Below are 19,409 nucleotides of genomic sequence, written 5' to 3' on the forward strand. Positions count from 1 at the left end.
AGGTGTCATGAGGAACGACAGGATCAGCAGGGCACGCTTCCTGGGCCTCGCGGCCGGCGCGGCCGGCGCGGCCGGCGCCTCGGTGGCGCCTCCACCAGTGCCCGCAGCGGCACTTCCGACGGCGCCCGCCGCAGCCGGCCTCACCGTCTCGCGCGGCGAACTGCGGCACCGGGGCGTCGTCTACGAGGTCGGCGCGGGCGAAACCCCGGCCACGGCATGGAGCCCGCTCCGCGCCGCCGCGGACTTACGGGCGATACGGCACCAGTTGCACGCCGACACCGTGAAGGTCACCGGCGACGGTGTCGAGCGGCTCACCGTCACCGCCACCGAAGCGGCGGAACTCGGCCTGAACGTCTGGCTGGAGCCGACACTGGGCGACGTGCCCGCCGCCGACATCCTCGACCACCTCGCGCAGACGGGCCGGTTCGCCGAGCGGCTGCGCCGCCAGGGGGTGCGGGTGCAGCTGAACGTGGGGTGCGAGTTCCTGCTGTTCGTGCCCGGCATCGTGCCCGGTGCCACGGCTCAGGAGCGCATCGAGAACCTCCTCAAGGGTGCCTACGACCCGGTGCGTACGGCACGGCGGCTCCGCCGGTTCACCGCACGGGCCGCGGCCGTGGGCCGGTCCGTCTTCCACGGGCCGTTGTCGTACGCCGCCGCCCAGGACGAGGACGTTGACTGGGACCTGTTCGACCTCGTCTGCTTCGACTACTACGGCTCCCACCCCACCGCCCGGGATCACGTCCGCGAACTGCGCCGGTACCTGCGCCCCGGGAAGCCGCTCGCGATCAGCGAGTTCGGCACCTGTACGTTCGAAGGTGCACCGGAACTGGGCGGCATGGGGTGGGACGTCGTCGACTACACGACGACGCCGCCCGAGGTCAGGGCGGGCCTCGTCCGCAGCGAACGCACCCAGGCCGCGTACCTCACCGAGGTGCTGCGCGTCTTCGAGTCGATGCGTCTGCACGCGGCCATGGCCTACACGTTCGTCACCCCGGACGCCCCGCACCGTGCCGAGCCCCAGTTCGACCTGGACATGGCGAGCTACAGCCTTGTGAAGACAGTTCGGGACCGCCCGGGCGACCCGGACTCCCCGTGGCACTGGGAACCGAAGGAGTCCTTCCACGCCCTGGCCCGGGCCTACGGGGCCGGCCGCACCGATGTTCACCGCTGACTCCGTACGCAGCCACACCGCCGTGTCCTGCGGGAGCCTGCCGTCCGGGGTGAGGGGGCCGCTGGCCAGGAGCAGCCGTGCGTGCGGCGGCAGGTCCGCGGGGGCTGCCGCCAGGTTGACCACGCAGCGCAGGCCGCCCGGCCGGGCGAAGGCGAGGACGCCGTCCTGTGTGGGAAGCCAGGTCAGGGGGGAGTCGCCGAGGCCGTCCTCGCAGCGGCGCACCGCCAGGGGCCGCCGGTAGAAGGTGAGCATCGACTCCGGGTCGCCGCTCTGCCGGTCGACGGCGTACGCGGCCCAGCCGGCGGGCTGCGGCAGCCAGGGTTCGCCGTGCGAGCCGAACCCGGCGTAGGAGGCGTCGGCCTCCCAGGGCAGCGGGATGCGGCAGCCGTCGCGCCCCGGGTCGGTGCCGCCGGAGCGGAAGTGCATGGGGTCCTGGATGCGGTCGAGCGGCACGTCGGCCTCGGGCAAACCCAGTTCCTCCCCCTGGTAGAGATGGACGGATCCGGGCAGAGCCAGCGTCAGCAGGGCGGCGGCGCGGGCGCGTCGGGGCCGAGTTCCAGGTCGGTGGGTGTGCCGAAGGCCTTGGTCGCGAAGTCGAAGGCGGTGTCGCGGCGGCCGTACCGGGTGACGGTGCGGGGCACGTCGTGGTTGCACAGCACCCAGGTGGCCGGGGCGCCGACCGGGGTGTGTGCTCGGCGAGCGTGTCGTCGATCGAGCGGCGCAGCCGGTCCGGCGCCCAGGGACAGGTGAGGAAGGTGAAGTTGAAGGCCGTGTGCAGTTCGTCGGGGCGCAGGTAGCGGGCGAAGCGTTCGGTGTCCGGGAGCCAGACCTCGCCGACGAACACCGCACCGTACTCGTCGGCGATCGCCCGCCAGGAGCGGTAGATGTCGTGCAGTTCGTCCCGGTATATGTAGGAGTGCGGGTCGACGCCCTCGGTGAAGTCGGCGAGCGCCGGGTCCTTCACGAGCAGGGCGGCGGAGTCGATGCGTACGCCCGCCACGCCGCGTTCGAACCAGAAGCGCAGGATGTCCTCGTGCTCCCGGCGCACGGCCTGGTGGGCCCAGTTGAGGTCGGGCTGCTCGGGCGTGAACAGGTGCAGGTACCACTCGCCGTCGGCCACCCGGGTCCAGGGGGCCCGGCGAACTGGGAGGGCCAGTCGTTGGGCGGGAGTTCGCCGCGCGCGCCGCGGCCGGGGCGGAAGTGGAAGAGTTCCCGCTGCTGGCTGCCGGGTCCGGCGCCGGGGGCGGCCCGGAACCAGGGGTGCTGGGTGCCTTGTGCCCGTTCGCCGCGCGGCTCGGAGCCGTCGTCGTCAGTTCTGGTGCCGGCGCCGCAGCAGGTGCCTGCCGAGGAACACGGCGGCGAGGACGCCCAGGGCGATGAGGGCGTAGAGCTGGTAGCGGGTGATCTCGTCGTAGATGGCGGTGATGTGGGTGCCGGCCAGGTAGGCCAGAGTGGCCCACAGGCCGACCCAGAGCGCGGCACCGAGGGCGTTGAAGACGAGGAAGCGGCGCCAGGGCATGCCGCTGGTGCCCGCGATGATGCCGTTGGCCTGGCGCAGTCCCTCGACGAAGCGGGCAACGGTGACGATCTTGGCGCCGTTGCGTGCGAAGAACTCCTCGGCCCTGTGGAAGCGTTCGGGCGTCAGGAAGACGTAGCGACCCCAGCGGTGGACGAAGGCGCGTCCGCCGGTCCGCCCGATCAGATAGCCGACGTTGTCCCCGGCGACGGCCGCGACGAACGCGAGCGCCGCGACGGCGACGATGTTCAGCCGCCCGGCCCCGGCATAGATCCCCGCAGCGATCAGGATCGTCTCGCCGGGGGCGGGAATGCCGAAGTCCTCCACGAAGACGACGGCGCCGACGGCCCAGTAGCCGTAGTGACTGAGCAGCGGCGCCAGGTGGGCCAGCGGGCCCGGGAGAGGCGGGGCCATGCGCCCACCGTACGTCACCGGTCCACCGGCCGGGACCGGAGCGCCGTTCAGCGGAGGTGACCGCGTGAGGTAGGTGATCGGTCGGACGGCTGCCGGCAACTGTCGCCACCGGCTGGGGCGTCCGCTCCGAAGCGGGCCTTCACCACGGGGTCGTCGCGAAGCCGAGCCGGGTAGCCGGGGCCGGTGCGTACCGTCACGTCCTCGCTGTCCAGGGGCTCACCGCAGGAGGAGCACACCACCCGGGCCCGTGTGTCGTGTCCGCACACGGTGTGCCGCATGACCACCGGTACGCCCTCGTCGTCCGCCAGCCAGCGGTCGCCCCACGCGTTGAGGGCAGCGAGGACGCCGAAGAAGTCACGGCCCTTCTGCGTGGGCAGGTACGCATGGCGGACCGGTTCCGTCTGGTAGGCGCGGCGTTCCAGGAGGCCCGCGTCCTCCAGGCGCCGCAGCCGGTCGGTGAGGGTGTTGCGGGCGATGCCGAGCGAGTCGATGAAGCCGTCGAAGCGCGACTCGCCGTAGAAGATCTCGCGCAGCACCAGCAGGGTCCACGCGTCGCCCAGGAGGTCGACCGTGCGGGCGATCGAACAGGGCCAGCCGGCGAACGAGGTCCTTCTCACCCCATCGACCTTATCAGTTTCATCATGAGATGGACTTGTTTCTGGCGCGGTAGCCCCTCTAGCGTCTACTGAGTCTCATCATGCAACTGACGAGGAGAAGTGATGAGTGCTGCCCAGGCGCGCCTGAAAACCGTCACCGTCGAACGCAAGGGGCACGTGCTGCTCATGGGGCTGAACCGCCCGGCCAAGCGCAACGCCTTCACCCGGGACATGCTCGGCGAGCTGGCCGCTGCCTACGGGCTGCTGGAATCCGACGACGATCTGTGGTGCGGGGTTCTCTTCGCGCACGGCGACCACTTCACCGGCGGTCTCGACATGGCCGACGTCGGCGCCGAACTCGCCTCCGGACACTTCCCCCTCCCCGACGGCGGCCGCGACCCCTGGCGGCTGGACGGCCCCTGGACCAAGCCCGTCGTCGCCGCCGCGCACGGCTGGGTGATGACCCTCGGCATCGAGCTGCTGCTCGCCGCCGACATCCGTGTGGCGTCCGGTGACGCGCGCTTCGCGCAGTACGAGATCCGCCGCGGCATCTACCCCTTCGGCGGCGCCACGTTCCGCTTCCCGCGGCAGGCGAGTTGGGGCAACGCCATGCGCTGGGTCCTGACCGGCGAGGAGTTCGACGCCGCGGAGGCGCACCGCATCGGACTGGTGCAGGAGGTCACGGCCGACGGCCCGTCGGCCGTGGCGCGGGCCACGGAGATCGCCGTCCTCATCGTGGAGAAGTCCGCTCCCCTGGGCGTGCGCACCGTCCTGAACTCCGCCCACCTGGCTCACGAGCACGGCGACCGGGCCGCCGTCGAGCGCCTGCGCCCCGACATCGCCCGGCTGCTCACCACCGCCGACGGCGCCGAGGGCGTCCAGTCCTTCGTCGAGCGGCGCGACGCCGTCTTCACCGGCCGCTGACCAGCCCCTCTGTCCGAGGGGTACCGCCGTGGCCGGTGGGCGACGCCTGGGCCCACGGCTTGGCGCGTACCGTCAACAAGGGTGGACGGCCAGTCTGTTCGGTGGCTGGACAGCGGCGGGGACGCCCCGGGCGCCGTGGATGCGTACCGGAGTTCACGGTCCGCCGATGTCGGCGGGGGCCGGTCCGGGCCATTCGACGAGGAAGAGCGTGGCGTCGTCGGTGGTGCGTCCTTTGCGGGCTTCCTTGAGGGCATGGGACAGCGCGCGGACCATGGCTCGGGGTCCCATCCGGGTGCCGGCCAGCCGATTCACCCAGTCGATCAGCTGTTCTTCGCCGAACGGCTGCTCACCGCTCTGGTGCTCCTCCACGAGTCCGTCGGTGAAGCAGAGGATGCGGTCTCCCGCCTCCAGCGTGAACTCGGTGACCACCGGCTCCAGGCCGCCGAACCCGACCGGCAGGGTGGTGGGGGACTCCAGGCGGGCCACGACCCGCTTGTCGCGCAGCAGCAGGGGGGCGGGGTGTCCGGCATTGACCCACTGCAGGTTCCCGGTGACGGTGTCGAGGCGCATCATCTGCGCGGTGACGAAGTGGTCGGCGCCGAACTGCTCCCCGATCGCCTGGTCCATGAAGAAATAGATCTCGGCCAGATCGACGGCGCTGCGGCGGGCATGCCGGTAGGCGCCGATGGCGACGGTGGCCATCACGGCGGCGCCCAGGCCGTGGCCCATCGCGTCGATCATCGCCACGTGGAGAACATCGCCGTTCAGGGCGTAGTCGAAGCTGTCGCCTGCCACGTCGTAGGCGGGCTCGAGGATGCCCGCGACCGCCACCCGCGGCATGTTCATCGCCAGCGGCGGGAGCAGCGCGCCCTGGATCTCCGCGGCCACACTCATGTGCTGACGGCGCCGGGTGAGGAAGAACTGGTCGGTGTAGCTGTGCTTGGTGACCAGCATGTCGGCCACCACGCAGGCGATCCGGCGCAGCAGCCGCCGGTCGTCGTCGTCGATGGCGGCCAGGGTGACGGCGAGGACGCCCACCTGGTCCCCGCCGTCCAGCAGCGGGATGTAGAGCCGTACCCCGTCGGCCTGCGGGACTTCGACCGAGCGCGCTTCGAGGAAGGCCGTGCCGGCGTCGGACGCGTCGATCAGCTCCGGGTCTCCGGCGGCCAGGCCGGGCGCGGAGAACGGCACCAGGACCCACTGCCCGTGGTCCTGCAGGAGCAGTGAGATGTCCCGCCCGCCGAGCCGGGCGACCGCTTCCGCGACGATCGGGCCGACGCGGTCCGGCGGCAGCAGATGCGCACGGTCCAGCAGGGTCCCCAGGACCTCCTCCCCGAAGGACTGCGACCGATCCGCGACACGCCTCTCCTCCGCGCCTCCGTCTGCTGTCATGCCCCGGGCACCCCCGGCGCTTGGGCGCAGGACACGTGTGACGGGTGCCGGGTCCGAGCGGAAAAGTGATCCACCCCAGTAGTGTGCACCGTAATGGTGCTTTCGACCCCATTCCTCCGTCGACAGCGTGATCGGTTGCCTCCGAAGGAGGGGGCGAAGTCAACGTCCTCACCCCGTGCCGCGCCGGCGCACGCGCAGGCGTGGACATGGCCGACCGGCTCGCGTGCCGGGGCTGCGGCGACGGGCAGTGCCTGTGGTGGTGGAGGTGCTGGGGAGAGCGCGGCGGATCGGAGGGACCGGCCGGCAGGAAAGACGCGATGCCCGGGTGTGATGCACGTACCACGTGAGATCGGCGCAGCTCGGGGAAAGAGTGGCGACATCGGATGGGAGGTTGCGATGGATGGTGGAGGCCTGGAACTCGGCGAGCTTCTGGCCGCCGCGGAAGCCGCGCCGCCCGGGGAGTCCGTCGGCGTGATCGCGCGCGATCTGCGCGAGCGCTTCGGGGCGGACCGTGTGTCCTTCCTTTTCGTCGATCTCCTGGGGCAGCGGCTGCTGCGCCTGACCGTGCCCGCCGAGGGCGGCAGCGCGGACACCACCGAGCGGATCGATCTGCAGGGCAGCGTGTACGACACGGTGCTGCGCAGCCAGCGCCAGCACGTGGAACCGGACGGCCAGGACGGCAGACGCGTGATCTCGCCGGTGACCAATCGCGGCGACTGCGTCGGTGTGCTGGAGGTGACGCTGCAGTACACCGACGACACCGTGCTCCGGCAGATCGGCGACGCGGCCCACGCGCTGGCGTACATCATCGTCACGGACCGCCGCTTCACCGACCTCTACCACGCGGGCCAGCGCACCACCCGGACCAGCCTGGCCGCGGAGATCCAGCACCAGCTGCTTCCCTCGGCCCCGTGCTGCGAGGCACCCCAGTTCACCCTGGCCGCAGGGCTGGTCCCGGCCGACGACATCGGCGGCGACACCTACGACTACACGCTCGATCGCGACACGCTGCATCTGTCGATCACCGACGCCATGGGCCACGACACCAACTCCGCCCTCCTGGCCACGTTGGTCATGGGTGCGTTGCGCGGCGCCCGCCGAAGCGGGTGCGACGCGCTTCAGCAGGCCCACAGAGCCCACGAGGCCCTGCTGACCCACAGCCGTGGCCTGGCCACCGGCCAGCTGCTGTGCATCCGGCTCGAGACGGGCACCTGCGAACTGGTCAACGCAGGGCACCCCTGGCCGCTGCGCCTGCGGGAAGGCGCCGCCGAGGTGGAGGAAGTCAAGCTCGCCGTCAACATGCCCTTCGGCGTGGCGGCGCCCACCTCCTACGAACTCCAGAAGGTCCAGCTTCACCCCGGCGACCGTCTGATCCTGCTCACCGACGGCATGCAGGAACGCGGTGCCGCGGCTGTGGATCTGGCCTCTCTTGTGCGCGACACCCGCACCTGCCATCCCAGGGAGGCAGTCCGCACCCTGACGACCGCCGTGCTGGAGGCCTGCCGGGGAAACCTCAAGGACGACGCCACTGTCCTCATCCTGGACTGGCACGGTGACCGTCGATGACAGCGGATCAGCAGCTGGAAAAGTGTTGGACGGGGTGATGCTCGCGCTTGTAGCTTGCCGTGGACCGTGACACCGCCCGAGGAGGTGAGACCCATGAACGCAGTATCGACGTGGGTGCTCCCCCCTTCCCGTCACGGCCGGCGATTGGCGTAGGTATCGCCGGGAGCGCCTCCACGACAAGGCACTCCCGAAAGGCAACACCCATGGACTCTCCGCAGTTCACCACCGAGCCGTCGTCGCCGGCCTCCGGCGCCGATCGCGCGCCCCTCATGTTCGACGTGATCATTGCCGGGTGCGGGCCGACCGGCGCGGTGCTGGCCGCCGAGCTGCGGCTGCACGACGTGCGGGTACTCGTCCTGGAAAAGGACACCGAGCCTACGTCGTTCGCCCGCATCGTCGGTCTGCACATGCGCAGTCTCGAGCTGATGGCAATGCGCGGACTGCTGGATCGCCTGCGCGAACACGGAAGACAGCGTCCGGCCGGCGGGCTCTTCGCCGCCATCGACAAACCCGCCCCCCAGGGCCTGGATTCCGCGTATGCCTATCTGCTGGGCATCCCGCAGCCGGTCATCGTTCGCCTGCTCGAGGAGCATGCGATCGACCTGGGTGCGCAGGTCCGGCGCGGTTGCGCGGTGACCGGTCTCGAGCAGGACGACGAGGGTGTGACCGTCGAGGCGGCCGACGGCCGGCATCTGCGTTCGCGCTATCTCGTCGCCTGTGACGGCGGGCGCAGTACGGTGCGCAAACTGCTCGGCGTCGCCTTCCCCGGCGAGCCCTCGCGGACCGAGACGCTGATGGGCGAGATGGAAGTGGGCGTGCCCCAGGAGGAGATCGCCGCCAAGGTGGCCGAAGTCCGCCAGGCCCACCCGAGATTCTGGCTCAGGCCCTTCGGCGAACGGGTCTACAGCGTCATGGTTCCCGCCGCGGGAGTCAGCGACCGCGCGGAACCGCCCACCCTCGAGGATTTCAGACACCAGTTGCGCGCCATCGCCGGAACCGATTTCGGCGTGCACTCCCCGCGCCGGCTGTCCCGCTTCGGGGATGCCACACGGCTGGCCGACCGTTATCGGGTCGGCCGGGTGCTGCTGGCCGGCGATGCGGCACACATCCATCCACCCACCGGTGGACAGGGCCTCAACCTGGGCGTTCAGGACGCGTTCAACCTCGGCTGGAAACTGGCCGCGCAGATCCGCGGCTGGGCGCCCGAAACGCTGCTGGACACCTACCAGGCGGAACGTCATCCGGTCGCGGCGGACGTGCTGGACAACACCCGCGCCCAGATGGAACTGCACTCCACCGAACCGGGCGCGCAGGCCGTGCGCAGGCTGCTCGCCGAACTGATGGACTTCGACGAGGTGAACCGCCATCTCATCGAGAAGATCACCGCGATCGGCATCCGTTACGACTTCGGCGAGGGCCCCGACCTGCTCGGCCGCCGCCTGCCCGACATCGACGTGGAACACGGCCGCCTCTACGGTCTGCTGCACCGCGGCCGGGGCCTGCTGCTGGACCGCACCGAACGCCTGACCGTCGGCGGCTGGTCGGACCGGGTCGATCACCTCGCGGATCCCACTGCGGCACTGGACGTTCCGTGCGTCCTGCTACGCCCGGACGGCCACGTCGCCTGGATCGGCGACGATCAGCAGGACCTGGACGCCCACCTCTCCCGCTGGTTCGGCGAGCCCGCCGACTGATGTCGCCCGAGCAGGCCCGCTCCTACGACGAGCGGGCCGACACCGTCCCCGGCAGTTGAGCGAGCTCGGCGGGCCGCCGGCTGTGCCACTGCCGGCGGCCCGCCCTGCGTGCCCTGAGTGGGGCCCGGGCCCGCCCCGCAGCAGGCGAAGCTGTGCCACCGCCGCACTCCAGGCGGTGTTTTCGGCGTGCCGTTAGGGTGCGGACATGAGCAGGCGGACACCGACCCTGGAGGACGTCGCACGTGAGGCGGGGGTGTCACGGGCGACGGTCTCGCGGGTCGTGAACGGCGTGCGCAATGTCGATCCCGCGCTTCAGGAGATGGTGCGGCGGGCGATCGAGCTGACCGGTTACGCCCCCAACCGGGCCGCTCGGTCGCTGGTGATCCGGCGTGCCGAGACGGTGGCCCTCGTGGTGTCGGGGGTGGGGGACGCCGCGGACGACGACACCCGGAACGCCTTTGCCACCCGGGTCTTCACGGACCCCTTCTTCGGTCGGGTGGTCGGTGGAGTCGTGGGGTTTCTGCGGCCGCGCTCGATGCATCCGGTGCTGATGTTCGCCGAGTCGGCGGAAGACCGGCAGGAGGTGCTGACCTATCTGCGGCAGGGCCGCGCCGATGGTGCGCTCGTCGTCTCGACGCATCCCGACGATCCGCTGCCCGCCCAACTGGCCGAGGCCGGGCTTGCGGCGGGATGCCTCAGGGCGCGGGACAGGGCGTGGTGGCGCACCGACTCCAGGAATCGGGCGCCGAGTTGAAGACGGGCCCAGCGGCCGACGAGGATACGCTCGGCCTGGAAGAGGTTGATGAGGTCGGACAGGCCGGCACCCAGGTACGCGGCGGTCTCGGCGAGCACGGCCGTGGCCACCCGGTCGGGCGCGCCGCCGTCGACCGGGTGGGCCGCGGCGAGGAGTTGCGTCAGCGCGGCCTCCTGATCGGCTCCCGGTGAGGGGCTGCCGCCCGCCTCACGCCAGCGGTCGACAAGTGCTTCGGCTCCCGCGTACGCCTCCAGACAGCCGAGCGCCCCGCACCGGCAGCGCCGCCCCCGCACCCGTACGGTGAGGTGGCCCCATTCGACCGCCTGGCCGTGGGCGGCGTCGTCGGTGACCAGGCAGGCGCCGACACCGGATCCGAAGAGCACGACCACCGCGGAGCGGGCGCCGCGTCCGGCGCCGAACCACATCTCGGCCTGCCCCACGGTCTTGGCTCCATTGTCGATGAAGTACGGCACGCCGGGCGGCAGATGGCCCGAGGCACGCAGGAGCCGTTCCAGCGGGACGGCGTCCCAGCCGATCGTCTGTCCGTGTACGACCGTGCCGTCCGTGGAGGTGGACTGGACGATCCCCGGCACTCCGACGCCGACGCCGAGCAGGCTGTCCGCCTCGATGCCGGACGTCCGCAGGGCCTCGGCGACACCGTCGTGGATGTGGCCGAGGACGACGCCGACGTCGTACTCGCCGGGCTGGGTGAGGGGCCGTTCGGTTCGGGCGAGCTCGGCGAGGGAGAGGTCGAACAGCTCGACGCGTACCCGGGTTTCGCCGACGTCGACGCCGATCATGTGAGCGCTGCCGGCGGCGATGCGTACGAGAGTGCGGGGCCGGCCGCCGTGATTGCCGGTGCCGCCGCAGTCCTCCAGCAGTCCGTCGGCGATCAGTTCGGCCACGACGTTGCTGATCGTGCCCGAGCTCAGACCGGTCGCGGGGATGAGCTGGAACCGGCTCATCGGCCCGCCGAAATACAACTGTTGCAATACGGCCGTCCGATTCTCTCTTCGCAGGTCACGTACTGGGCGACCACCGTGCGCTGCCACCTGGGCCTCCTCGTGTGCCGCCGCCGTCGGGACAAGTGCTGCGCCGGACTCTTGACGACGCCCTCACCCCATGGCTTAACTCACGTTCTAAATTAAGCCATGGGGGGGGCTTCGGTGCCGAACGGGGTCGGCTCCGGTGACACCTTCACGGCTCTCGCCTCCCGGAAAGGGACACCAGGAGCCATGCGCAACATCAGAGCCGCGGCCCTCAGCGCCGTCACGCTGTCTCTCGCTCTCACCGCCACGGCCTGCGGCGGCGGTTCGTCCACCGGTGGCGGGTCCAACGACTCGCCGAAGACACTCACCTACTGGGCCTCCAACCAGGGCGCGAGCATCGAGGTCGACAAGAAGGTCCTCCAGCCCGAACTCGACAAGTTCGAGAAGCAGACCGGCATCAAGGTCAAGCTGGAGGTCGTCCCCTGGTCCGACCTGCTCAACCGCATCCTCACCGCCACCACCTCCGGCCAGGGCCCCGATGTGCTGAACATCGGCAACACCTGGTCGGCCTCGCTGCAGGCGACCGGCGCGCTGCTGCCCTGGGACGCGCAGAACTTCGGCAAGATCGGCGGCCGGGACCGCTTCGTCGACTCGGCCCTGGGTTCCACCGGCGTGGCGGGCAAGGACCCGGCGGCGGTGCCGCTGTACTCGATGGCGTACGCCCTCTACTACAACAAGCAGCTCTTCGCGGAGGCCGGCATCACCAAGCCGCCGGCCACCTGGGGCCAACTGGTCGCCGACGGCAAGAAGATCGAGGCCAAGGGCAAGAACGGACTGGGCGCCGAGGGCTCGAACCTGTCGAACAACATCCACCAGGTCTTCGTCCTCGGCAAGCAGCACGGCGCCGACTTCTTCACCCAGGACGGCAAGCCCGACTTCACCAGCGACGGCGCGGTCGCGGCGGTCAAGCAGTACGTCGACCTGATGGCCAAGGACGGAATCGTCAGCCCCGGCAACGCCGAGTACGCGCAGAACCAGTCGCTGAGCGACTTCGCCAAGGGCAAGACGGCGATGGTGCTGTGGCAGACCGCCTCCGCCACCTTCAAGACGCTGGGGATGAAGGACTCCGACTGGGGCGTGGCCCCCGCGCCCGTGCAGTCCGGCGCCCCCGGCACGGACACCCAGGTCAACTCCATGGTCGCCGGCATCAACATGGCGGTCTTCAAGAACACCCACAACCTCGACGGTGCCACGCAGTTCGTGAAGTTCATGACCAGCGACACCGAGCAGAAGATCCTCAACACCGCCTACGGATCCATCCCGCCGGTCAAGTCCGCCCAGTCCGACCCCGCGTTCAACTCCCAGGGGACCGCGGTCCTGCGGCAGACCCTGGCGACCAGCGCGCAGGCGCTGCCCCAGGTGGCCGACGAGTCGCAGTTCGAGACGGCGGTGGGCACGGCCGTCAAGGAACTCTTCGCGGACGCGGCGGCCGGACGCGCGGTGACCACCGAGTCGGTGAAGGCCAAGCTGGCCAAGGCGCAGCAGCAGATGCCCGCGAAGTGAGCCGGGACACCCTGATGACGACCACTGTCCCCGAGTCGGGCACCCGGGCGGTGCTCAAGAGCTCCTCCGGTGCGGCGCGCGGCCCCCGCCGCCGCACCGGGCGGATCCGCCGCGTCGGACTACCGTACCTGCTCCTGCTGCCCGCTCTGCTGCTCGAACTGCTGGTGCATCTGGTGCCGATGGTCATCGGCATCGCCATGAGCTTCAAGCAGCTCACCCAGTTCTTCATCCGCGACTGGAGCAGCGCGCCCTGGTCCGGCTTCGACAACTACCGTCTCTCGGTCGACTTCGACGGTCCCGTCGGCGAGGCGCTGCTGCATTCCTTCCTCGTCACGTGCGGCTACACCCTGCTGTCGGTGGGCCTGTGCTGGCTCCTCGGGACGGCCGCCGCGATCTGCATGCAGGACACCTTCCGCGGCCGGGGCCTGCTGCGCACCGTCTTCCTGGTGCCGTACGCGCTGCCCGTCTACGCGGCCGTCATCACCTGGGCGTTCATGTTCCAGCACGACAACGGCGCGGTGAACCACATCCTGCACGACCAGCTGCACCTCACCGACCAGCCCTCCTTCTGGCTCATCGGCGACAACAGCTTCTACGCCCTGCTGATCGTCTCGGTGTGGAAGGGCTGGCCGTTCGCCTTCCTCATCGTGATGGCCGGGCTGCAGAACATCCCCGGCGAGCTGTACGAGGCGGCCGCCCTCGACGGCGCCGGGATGTGGCAGCAGATCCGCCGTATCACGCTGCCCTCCCTGCGCCCCGTCAACCAGGTGCTGGTGCTGGTGCTGTTCCTGTGGACGTTCAACGACTTCAACACCCCGTACGTCCTGTTCGGCAAGGCCGCCCCGGAGGCCGCCGACCTCATCTCCATCCACATCTACCAGTCGTCGTTCGTCACCTGGAACTTCGGCACCGGATCGGCCATGTCCGTCCTGCTGCTGCTCTTCCTGCTCGTGGTGACGGGTGCGTACCTGCTGTTCACTTCCCGAGGGAGGAAGACGGCCGATGTCTAGCACCTCGTCCCCGCCGCGCTCGCCCATGGCGCCGCCGCGCTCCTTCCTGTGGTCCCGGCGCATCTTCCTGACTCTGCTGACCGCGTTCGTGCTGCTGCCCGTGTACGTCATGGTCTCCAGCTCGCTCAAGCCCTTGCAGGACGTCTCCGGGAAGTTCCGCTGGCTGCCCAGCGGGCTGACGATCCGGCCGTACATCGACATCTGGTCCACGGTCCCGCTCGCCCGCTACTTCACCAACTCGCTGATCGTGGCGGGGGCGGCCACGGTCTGCTCGGTGGTCATCGCGGTGTTCGCCGCGTACGCGGTCAGCCGCTACGACTTCCGCGGCAAGCGCGTGTTCACGGTGACCGTGCTGTCCACGCAGATGTTCCCGGGCATCCTCTTCCTGCTGCCGCTGTTCCTGATCTACGTCAACCTCGGCAACGCGACCGGCCTCGCCCTGTTCGGCTCGCGCGGCGGCCTGATCCTGACGTACCTCACGTTCTCGTTGCCGTTCTCCATCTGGATGCTGATCGGCTACTTCGACTCCGTTCCGCGTGAGCTGGACGAGGCGGCGCTGGTCGACGGCTGCGGTCCGCTGCGCGCGCTGCTGCGGGTCGTGGTGCCGGCCGCGATCCCCGGCATCGTCGCGGTGGCCGTCTACGCCTTCATGACCGCCTGGGGCGAGGTCCTCTTCGCCTCCGTCATGACCAACGACACCACCCGCACGCTCGCCGTGGGCCTGCAGGGCTACTCCACGCTCAACGACGTCTACTGGAACCAGATCATGGCCGCCTCGCTGGTGGTCAGCGTCCCCGTGGTAGCCGGCTTCCTCCTGCTCCAGCGCTACCTCGTCGCCGGTCTCACCGCGGGCGCGGTCAAGTAGCCCCCTCCCTCGTTCCCCTCCGAAAGGTTCTCCGTGTCCGACTCGATCGACCTCGCCGCCTTTCCGCGCGACTTCGTCTGGGGCACCGCCACGTCCGCCTACCAGGTCGAGGGAGCCGTCGCCGAGGACGGCCGCTCGCCGTCCATCTGGGACACCTTCTCCCACACCCCGGGGAAGATCGCGGGCGACGACCACGGCGATGTCGCCTGCGACCACTACCACCGCTGGCCCGAAGACGTCTCCCTCATGCGAGAGCTGGGCACGGACACCTACCGCCTGTCCCTGGCCTGGCCCCGGGTGGTGCCGGACGGCGACGGCGCCGTCAACGCCAAGGGCCTGGACTTCTACGACCGGCTGATCGACGGCCTGCTCGCGGCGGGCATCACCCCGAACGTGACCGTCTATCACTGGGATCTGCCCCAGGTGCTGCAGGACCGCGGCGGCTGGACCGAACGCGCCACCGCCGAGCATCTCGCCCGCTACGCCTCGCTCGTCGCCGAGCGGCTGGGCGACCGGGTCACGCAATGGTCGACCCTCAACGAACCCCTCTGCTCGGCCTGGATCGGCCATTTGGAGGGCCGGATGGCGCCCGGCCTGACCGACCTGACCGCAGCCGTCCGCGCCTCCTACCACCTGCTGCTCGGCCACGGCCTGGCCACGCAGGCCATCCGGGCGGCCGTCCCCGGTGCCCGCATCGGCCTCGTCACCAACCACTCCCCCGTCGCGGCGGCCTCCACGCGGCCGGAGGACATCGCCGCGGCCACCCGGATGGACGGCCACACCAACCGCTGGTGGCTGGACCCCGTCTACGGCCGCGGCTTCCCGGCCGACATGCGCGAGCTGTACGGCGTCGACCTCCCGGAGCGCACGGGCGACCTGCAGACCATCGCCGCACCCCTGGACTGGCACGGGCTGAACTACTACTTCCCGGCCACGGTCGCCGACGACCCGGACGGGCCGGTCCCCCACGCCCGCGAGGTCCGGCTGCCCGGCGTCCCGCGCACCGGCATGGACTGGCTGATCGACGCCGACGGGCTGGAGAGCCTGCTGATGCGGCTCACCGACGACTACGGCATCCGCCGGCTGTACGTCACCGAGAACGGCTCGGCGTTCCCCGACACCGTCGGCCCCGACGGCACCGTCGACGACCCGGGCCGGGTGGCCTATCTGGAGCAGCATGTGGCGGCGTGCGCGCGGGCCCTGCGCAAGGGCGCCCCGCTCGCCGGCTACTACGCCTGGTCCCTGCTCGACAACTTCGAGTGGGCCTACGGCTACGACAAGCGCTTCGGTCTGGTGCACGTCGACTACGCGACGCAGAAGCGCACCGTCAAGGCGAGCGGCCGACGGTACGCGGAGCTGATCCGGGCGCACCGTCAGGGGGCCGCCACCGGCTGACCATCCCCGCCGTCCCCACTCGGGCCCCGGCCACCGGATGCGTTCCGGCGGCCGGCGCCCGCGCCCGTGCTGGAGGCCGCCGGGCGACGGCTCAAGGAGCCGTGTAGCGTCACCGGGCCCTCCCAGCGGATGTGCCCCGCCGAGCGGCCCACCATCAGCCGGTAGGTCCCGGCCTCCGTGCGCCACACGTGGTCCTGAGGCGACCAGTGCCGCAGCAAGTGAGGTTCCACCACAACATCCACGGTGGCCCGCTGCCCCGGCTCGGCGCGCACGGCGGTGTATCCGGCGAACCAGCGCGCGGGGCGCTCCACCGCGTCCAGCGAGGGAGCCATGTGCTTCGCCGGCCCGGGTGGTCCCGTTCGACGGTGACGGCGGCCGGTCGGCCGGGGGCGGTTGCCGGGGCGGACCGTGGAGAGCACAGCCCTGGGAGAGCGCTCTCCGAACCATGCCCGGCGGCCATACGCCCGTCAAGAAGCGGGGCACGTTTTCTCAGGCCTTGATTCAAGAGCTGATCTATCGCGGCGGCGAGGCAAGGTGACGGGGCATCACTTCTTGTACGCACCCAGGGACTGTTCGAGATCCCAACACCCTTTCAGCGCCGGGGGCTTGTCATCCGGAGGAAATCACTAGTTAACTCAAGCCTTGAACTAAGCGCGCGCGGCAACGCCTCCCCGCTGTGCCCGCGTGCGCCCGTGCACTTCAGCCCCACCCTCGTCCACCCCCACCCGCAGGGACTCGTATGAGACTCAGATCCCTGGGCGTCGCGCTCGCCACCACGGCCGCGTTGAGCGCCCTGCCCCTCGCCCACACCACGGCCTCCGCGGCCGAGACGCCCTTGTCACAAGGGAAGACGGTCACCGCCTCCTCCCAGGAGAACAGCGGCACCCCCGCCGCCTACGCGGTCGACGGAAACACCGGAACACGCTGGTCCTCGGCCGCCACCGACGACCAGTGGCTCGAAGTCGACCTCGGGGCCACCACCTCGGTCAGCCAGGTGGTGCTGAACTGGGAGGCGGCCTACGGCAAGGACTACAAGGTCCAGATCTCGAACGACAACAGCACCTGGACCGACCTGAAGTCCGTCACCGGTGGCGACGGAGGGCTCGACACCCTCGCCGTGTCCGGGCAGGGCCGCTACGTGCGCATGCTCGGCGTGCACCGCGCGACCCCGTACGGCTACTCCCTCTGGGAGTTCCAGGTGTTCGGTTCCGCGAGCAGCGCCCAGCCCGGCTGCGGCACGGCCAACTCCGCGCAGGGCAAGCCCGCTTCGGCGTCCTCCACGGAGAACGCCGGCACCCCCGCCTCGGCGGCCTTCGACGGCAGCACCTCGACCCGCTGGTCCAGCCGGTCCGCCGACCCGCAGTGGATCCAGGTCGATCTCGGATCCGTGCAGGACCTGTGCGAGGTGGACCTGAACTGGGAGGCCGCCTACGGCAAGGACTTCCAGATCCAGGCCTCCTCCGACGGGCAGAGCTGGACCACGCTCAAGAGTGTCACCGGCGCGAGCGGCGGCACGGCCTCGTACGACGTCAGCGGCTCCGGCCGGTATGTGCGCGTCTACGGCACCGCGCGCGGCACCGGTTACGGGTACTCCCTGTGGGAGGTCGCGGTGCACACCGGCACCACGGGCGTCCCGCCCGTGCAGGGCGGCGGCGACCTGGGCCCGAACGTCATCGTCGTCGACCCCTCCACGCCCAACCTGCAGCAGAAGTTCGACGACGTCTTCGCCCAGCAGGAGTCGAACCAGTTCGGCACCGGCCGTTACCAGTTCCTGCTCAAGCCGGGCACCTACAACGGCATCAACGCCCAGATCGGCTTCTACACCTCCATCTCCGGCCTCGGTCCGAACCCCGACGACACCCAGATCAACGGTGACGTCACCGTCGACGCGGGCTGGTTCAACGGCAACGCCACCCAGAACTTCTGGCGCTCGGCGGAGAACCTCGCCATCACTCCGTCCAACGGCACCGACCGCTGGGCCGTGGCGCAGGCCGCACCGTTCCGCCGCATCCACGTCAAGGGCGGCCTCAACCTGGCGCCCAACGGCTACGGTTGGGCCTCCGGCGGCTACATCGCCGACTCCAGGATCGACGGCACGGTCGGTCCGTACTCCCAGCAGCAGTGGTACACCCGCGACAGCTCGGTCGGCGGCTGGACCAACGGCGTGTGGAACATGACCTTCACCGGCGTCCAGGGCGCCCCGGCCACCAACTTCGACAGCGGCCCGTACACCACCCTGGACACCACGCCCGTCTCGCGTGAGAAGCCCTTCCTGTACCTGGACGGCTCCGCGTACAAGGTGTTCGTCCCGGCCAAGCGCACGAACGCCCGGGGAGTCTCCTGGCCGGCGAACGCGGGCACGTCCCTGCCGCTCGACCAGTTCTACGTCGTCAAGCCGGGCGCAACCTCGGCCACCATCAACCAGGCTCTCGCCCAGGGCCTCAACCTCCTGTTCCCCCCGGGCGTCTACCACCTCGACCGGACCATCGACGTCACCCGCGCGAACACCGTCGTCCTCGGTCTCGGCCTGGCCACCCTCGTCCCGGACAACGGCGTCGACGCGATGCATGTGGCCGACGTCGACGGCGTGAAGCTCGCCGGATTCCTCATCGACGCGGGCCCGGTCAACTCCGACACGCTCCTGCGTATCGGCACCCCCGGCTCGAGCGCCGACCACTCCACGAACCCCACCACCCTGCAGGACGTGTTCGTCCGCATCGGCGGCGCCGGCCCCGGCCTCGCCACCAACTCCGTGGTCGTCAACAGCAACAACGTGGTCATCGACCACACCTGGCTGTGGCGCGCCGACCACGGCAGCGGCGTCGGCTGGAACACCAACCGCGCCGACTACGGCCTGCGCGTCAACGGCAACGACGTACTCGCCACCGGTCTGTTCGTGGAGCACTTCAACAAGTACGACGTCTACTGGAGTGGAGAGCGCGGCCGCACGATCTTCTTCCAGAACGAGAAGGCGTACGACGCCCCGAACGCCGCCGCCATCACCCACGACGGCATCGTCGGCTACGCGGCCTACAAGGTCGCCGACACCGTCACCACCCACGAGGCGTGGGGTCTGGGCAGCTACTGCAACTACACGGCCGACCCGTCGATCGTGCAGGCCCACGGCTTCCAGGTCCCCGTCAAGCCCGGGATCAAGCTGCACGACCTCCAGGTGATCTCCCTGGGCGGCATGGGCCAGTACGCCCACGTCGTCAACGACACCGGCGCCCCCACCTCGGGCACGAGCACCGTCCCGTCGAAGGTGGTCCAGTTCCCCTGACCGCCGACCGCCCCTGACCGCCCGGCCCACGGCGCACCGCGACACGCGGCGCGCCGTGGGCGCGGGCGGCTGACTGCCTACGCGGCGAAGAGCTTGAGTACGTTGCGAAGAGGGCGCCGGCCATGCGCATCTGCTACCGCCGGCTGCCCACCTGAGCCGCAAAGTCCTGCCTTACGGCCGTCCCTGGACGACTGAGCTCACGGTGCCCGCGTCTGGGGGCCGGGTATTCCTGCCGGACAACGAGGTCAGACTTTCGATGCGGAGAGCCCTGCCGCGCTCG

Annotated in this window: 14 protein-coding genes and 2 pseudogenes; 10 read left to right on the forward strand and 6 right to left on the reverse strand. The window is 70.4% G+C overall.

The genetic code is table 11. From position 1 onward, the window contains the following. Positions 1–7: 7 nt before the first annotated feature. The gene (locus AB0J12_RS31920) at positions 8–1,171 is read left to right on the forward strand and encodes an abortive phage infection protein (RefSeq protein WP_363268063.1); all 1,164 of its coding nucleotides are present in this window, start codon (positions 8–10) and stop codon (positions 1,169–1,171) included. A 6-nt stretch (positions 1,172–1,177) separates the two neighbouring features. On the opposite strand, the pseudogene AB0J12_RS31925 reads toward AB0J12_RS31920, so the two are convergent. From AB0J12_RS31925 to AB0J12_RS31935, 3 genes and pseudogenes are all read right to left on the reverse strand, one after another. Beyond that, positions 1,178–2,437, reverse strand: a pseudogene (locus AB0J12_RS31925) (alpha-amylase family glycosyl hydrolase); the annotation flags it as partial. A gap of 43 nt (positions 2,438–2,480) precedes the next feature. Next, positions 2,481–3,101, reverse strand: a complete 621-nt coding sequence (locus tag AB0J12_RS31930) for a DedA family protein (protein WP_363268064.1) — start codon at positions 3,099–3,101, stop codon at positions 2,481–2,483. 47 nt (positions 3,102–3,148) lie between these two features. After that, positions 3,149–3,718 (reverse strand): helix-turn-helix domain-containing protein, encoded by a 570-nt coding sequence (locus tag AB0J12_RS31935; protein WP_363268065.1) that lies wholly within the window; start codon positions 3,716–3,718, stop codon positions 3,149–3,151. Positions 3,719–3,820: 102 nt separating this feature from the next. On the opposite strand from AB0J12_RS31935, the gene AB0J12_RS31940 reads away from it, so the two are divergent. Beyond that, positions 3,821–4,621, forward strand: coding sequence for a crotonase/enoyl-CoA hydratase family protein (locus AB0J12_RS31940; protein ID WP_363268066.1), 801 nt, complete (start codon positions 3,821–3,823; stop codon positions 4,619–4,621). Between the two features lie 153 nt (positions 4,622–4,774). Here the strand turns inward: AB0J12_RS31940 and AB0J12_RS31945 are convergent, their stop codons facing one another. Continuing rightward, positions 4,775–6,013 (reverse strand): PP2C family protein-serine/threonine phosphatase, encoded by a 1,239-nt coding sequence (locus tag AB0J12_RS31945; protein ID WP_363268067.1) that lies wholly within the window; start codon positions 6,011–6,013, stop codon positions 4,775–4,777. 396 nt (positions 6,014–6,409) lie between these two features. Between AB0J12_RS31945 and AB0J12_RS31950 the strand changes: the two genes are divergently transcribed. From AB0J12_RS31950 to AB0J12_RS31960, 3 genes and pseudogenes are all read left to right on the forward strand, one after another. Beyond that, the gene (locus tag AB0J12_RS31950; protein WP_363268068.1) at positions 6,410–7,579 is read left to right on the forward strand and encodes a PP2C family protein-serine/threonine phosphatase; all 1,170 of its coding nucleotides are present in this window, start codon (positions 6,410–6,412) and stop codon (positions 7,577–7,579) included. Between the two features lie 203 nt (positions 7,580–7,782). After that, positions 7,783–9,273 carry a rifampin monooxygenase gene (rox, locus tag AB0J12_RS31955; RefSeq protein ID WP_363268070.1) on the forward strand — a complete coding sequence of 497 codons (1,491 nt, stop codon included), beginning with the start codon at positions 7,783–7,785 and terminating at the stop codon, positions 9,271–9,273. Positions 9,274–9,478: 205 nt separating this feature from the next. Beyond that, positions 9,479–9,961: pseudogene (locus AB0J12_RS31960) on the forward strand (LacI family DNA-binding transcriptional regulator); the annotation flags it as partial. Here AB0J12_RS31960 and AB0J12_RS31965 read toward each other — a convergent pair. Further along, positions 9,865–11,079: an ROK family protein gene (locus tag AB0J12_RS31965; RefSeq protein ID WP_363268072.1), complete on the reverse strand. Its 1,215-nt coding sequence runs from the start codon at positions 11,077–11,079 to the stop codon at positions 9,865–9,867. The pseudogene AB0J12_RS31960 and the gene AB0J12_RS31965 overlap by 97 nt on opposite strands. A gap of 183 nt (positions 11,080–11,262) precedes the next feature. Here AB0J12_RS31965 and AB0J12_RS31970 point away from each other — a divergent pair, with 183 nt between their 5' ends. From AB0J12_RS31970 to AB0J12_RS31985, 4 genes are read left to right on the forward strand one after another with little or no spacing between them, the layout of a single operon-like run. Beyond that, complete coding sequence (locus AB0J12_RS31970) at positions 11,263–12,579, forward strand: extracellular solute-binding protein (protein WP_363268074.1); 1,317 nt, start codon at positions 11,263–11,265, stop codon at positions 12,577–12,579. Between the two features lie 14 nt (positions 12,580–12,593). After that, positions 12,594–13,589 (forward strand): sugar ABC transporter permease, encoded by a 996-nt coding sequence (locus tag AB0J12_RS31975; protein WP_363268075.1) that lies wholly within the window; start codon positions 12,594–12,596, stop codon positions 13,587–13,589. Then, a complete protein-coding gene (locus AB0J12_RS31980) occupies positions 13,582–14,454 on the forward strand; it encodes a carbohydrate ABC transporter permease (protein WP_363268076.1) in 873 nt (290 codons plus the stop codon). Before AB0J12_RS31975 ends, AB0J12_RS31980 begins: the two co-directional genes overlap by 8 nt. A gap of 33 nt (positions 14,455–14,487) precedes the next feature. Then, positions 14,488–15,849, forward strand: a complete 1,362-nt coding sequence (locus AB0J12_RS31985; RefSeq protein WP_363268077.1) for a GH1 family beta-glucosidase — start codon at positions 14,488–14,490, stop codon at positions 15,847–15,849. Here the strand turns inward: AB0J12_RS31985 and AB0J12_RS31990 are convergent. After that, positions 15,828–16,181: a fibronectin type III-like domain-contianing protein gene (locus AB0J12_RS31990; protein ID WP_363268078.1), complete on the reverse strand. Its 354-nt coding sequence runs from the start codon at positions 16,179–16,181 to the stop codon at positions 15,828–15,830. The genes AB0J12_RS31985 and AB0J12_RS31990 overlap by 22 nt on opposite strands. A gap of 407 nt (positions 16,182–16,588) precedes the next feature. Between AB0J12_RS31990 and AB0J12_RS31995 the strand changes: the two genes are divergently transcribed. Continuing rightward, a complete protein-coding gene (locus AB0J12_RS31995) occupies positions 16,589–19,129 on the forward strand; it encodes a discoidin domain-containing protein (protein WP_363268079.1) in 2,541 nt (846 codons plus the stop codon). Positions 19,130–19,409: the final 280 nt, after the last annotated feature.

Source organism: Streptomyces sp. NPDC049915, assembly GCF_040656475.1.
In the GTDB taxonomy this organism is placed as follows: Bacteria; Actinomycetota; Actinomycetes; order Streptomycetales; family Streptomycetaceae; genus Streptomyces.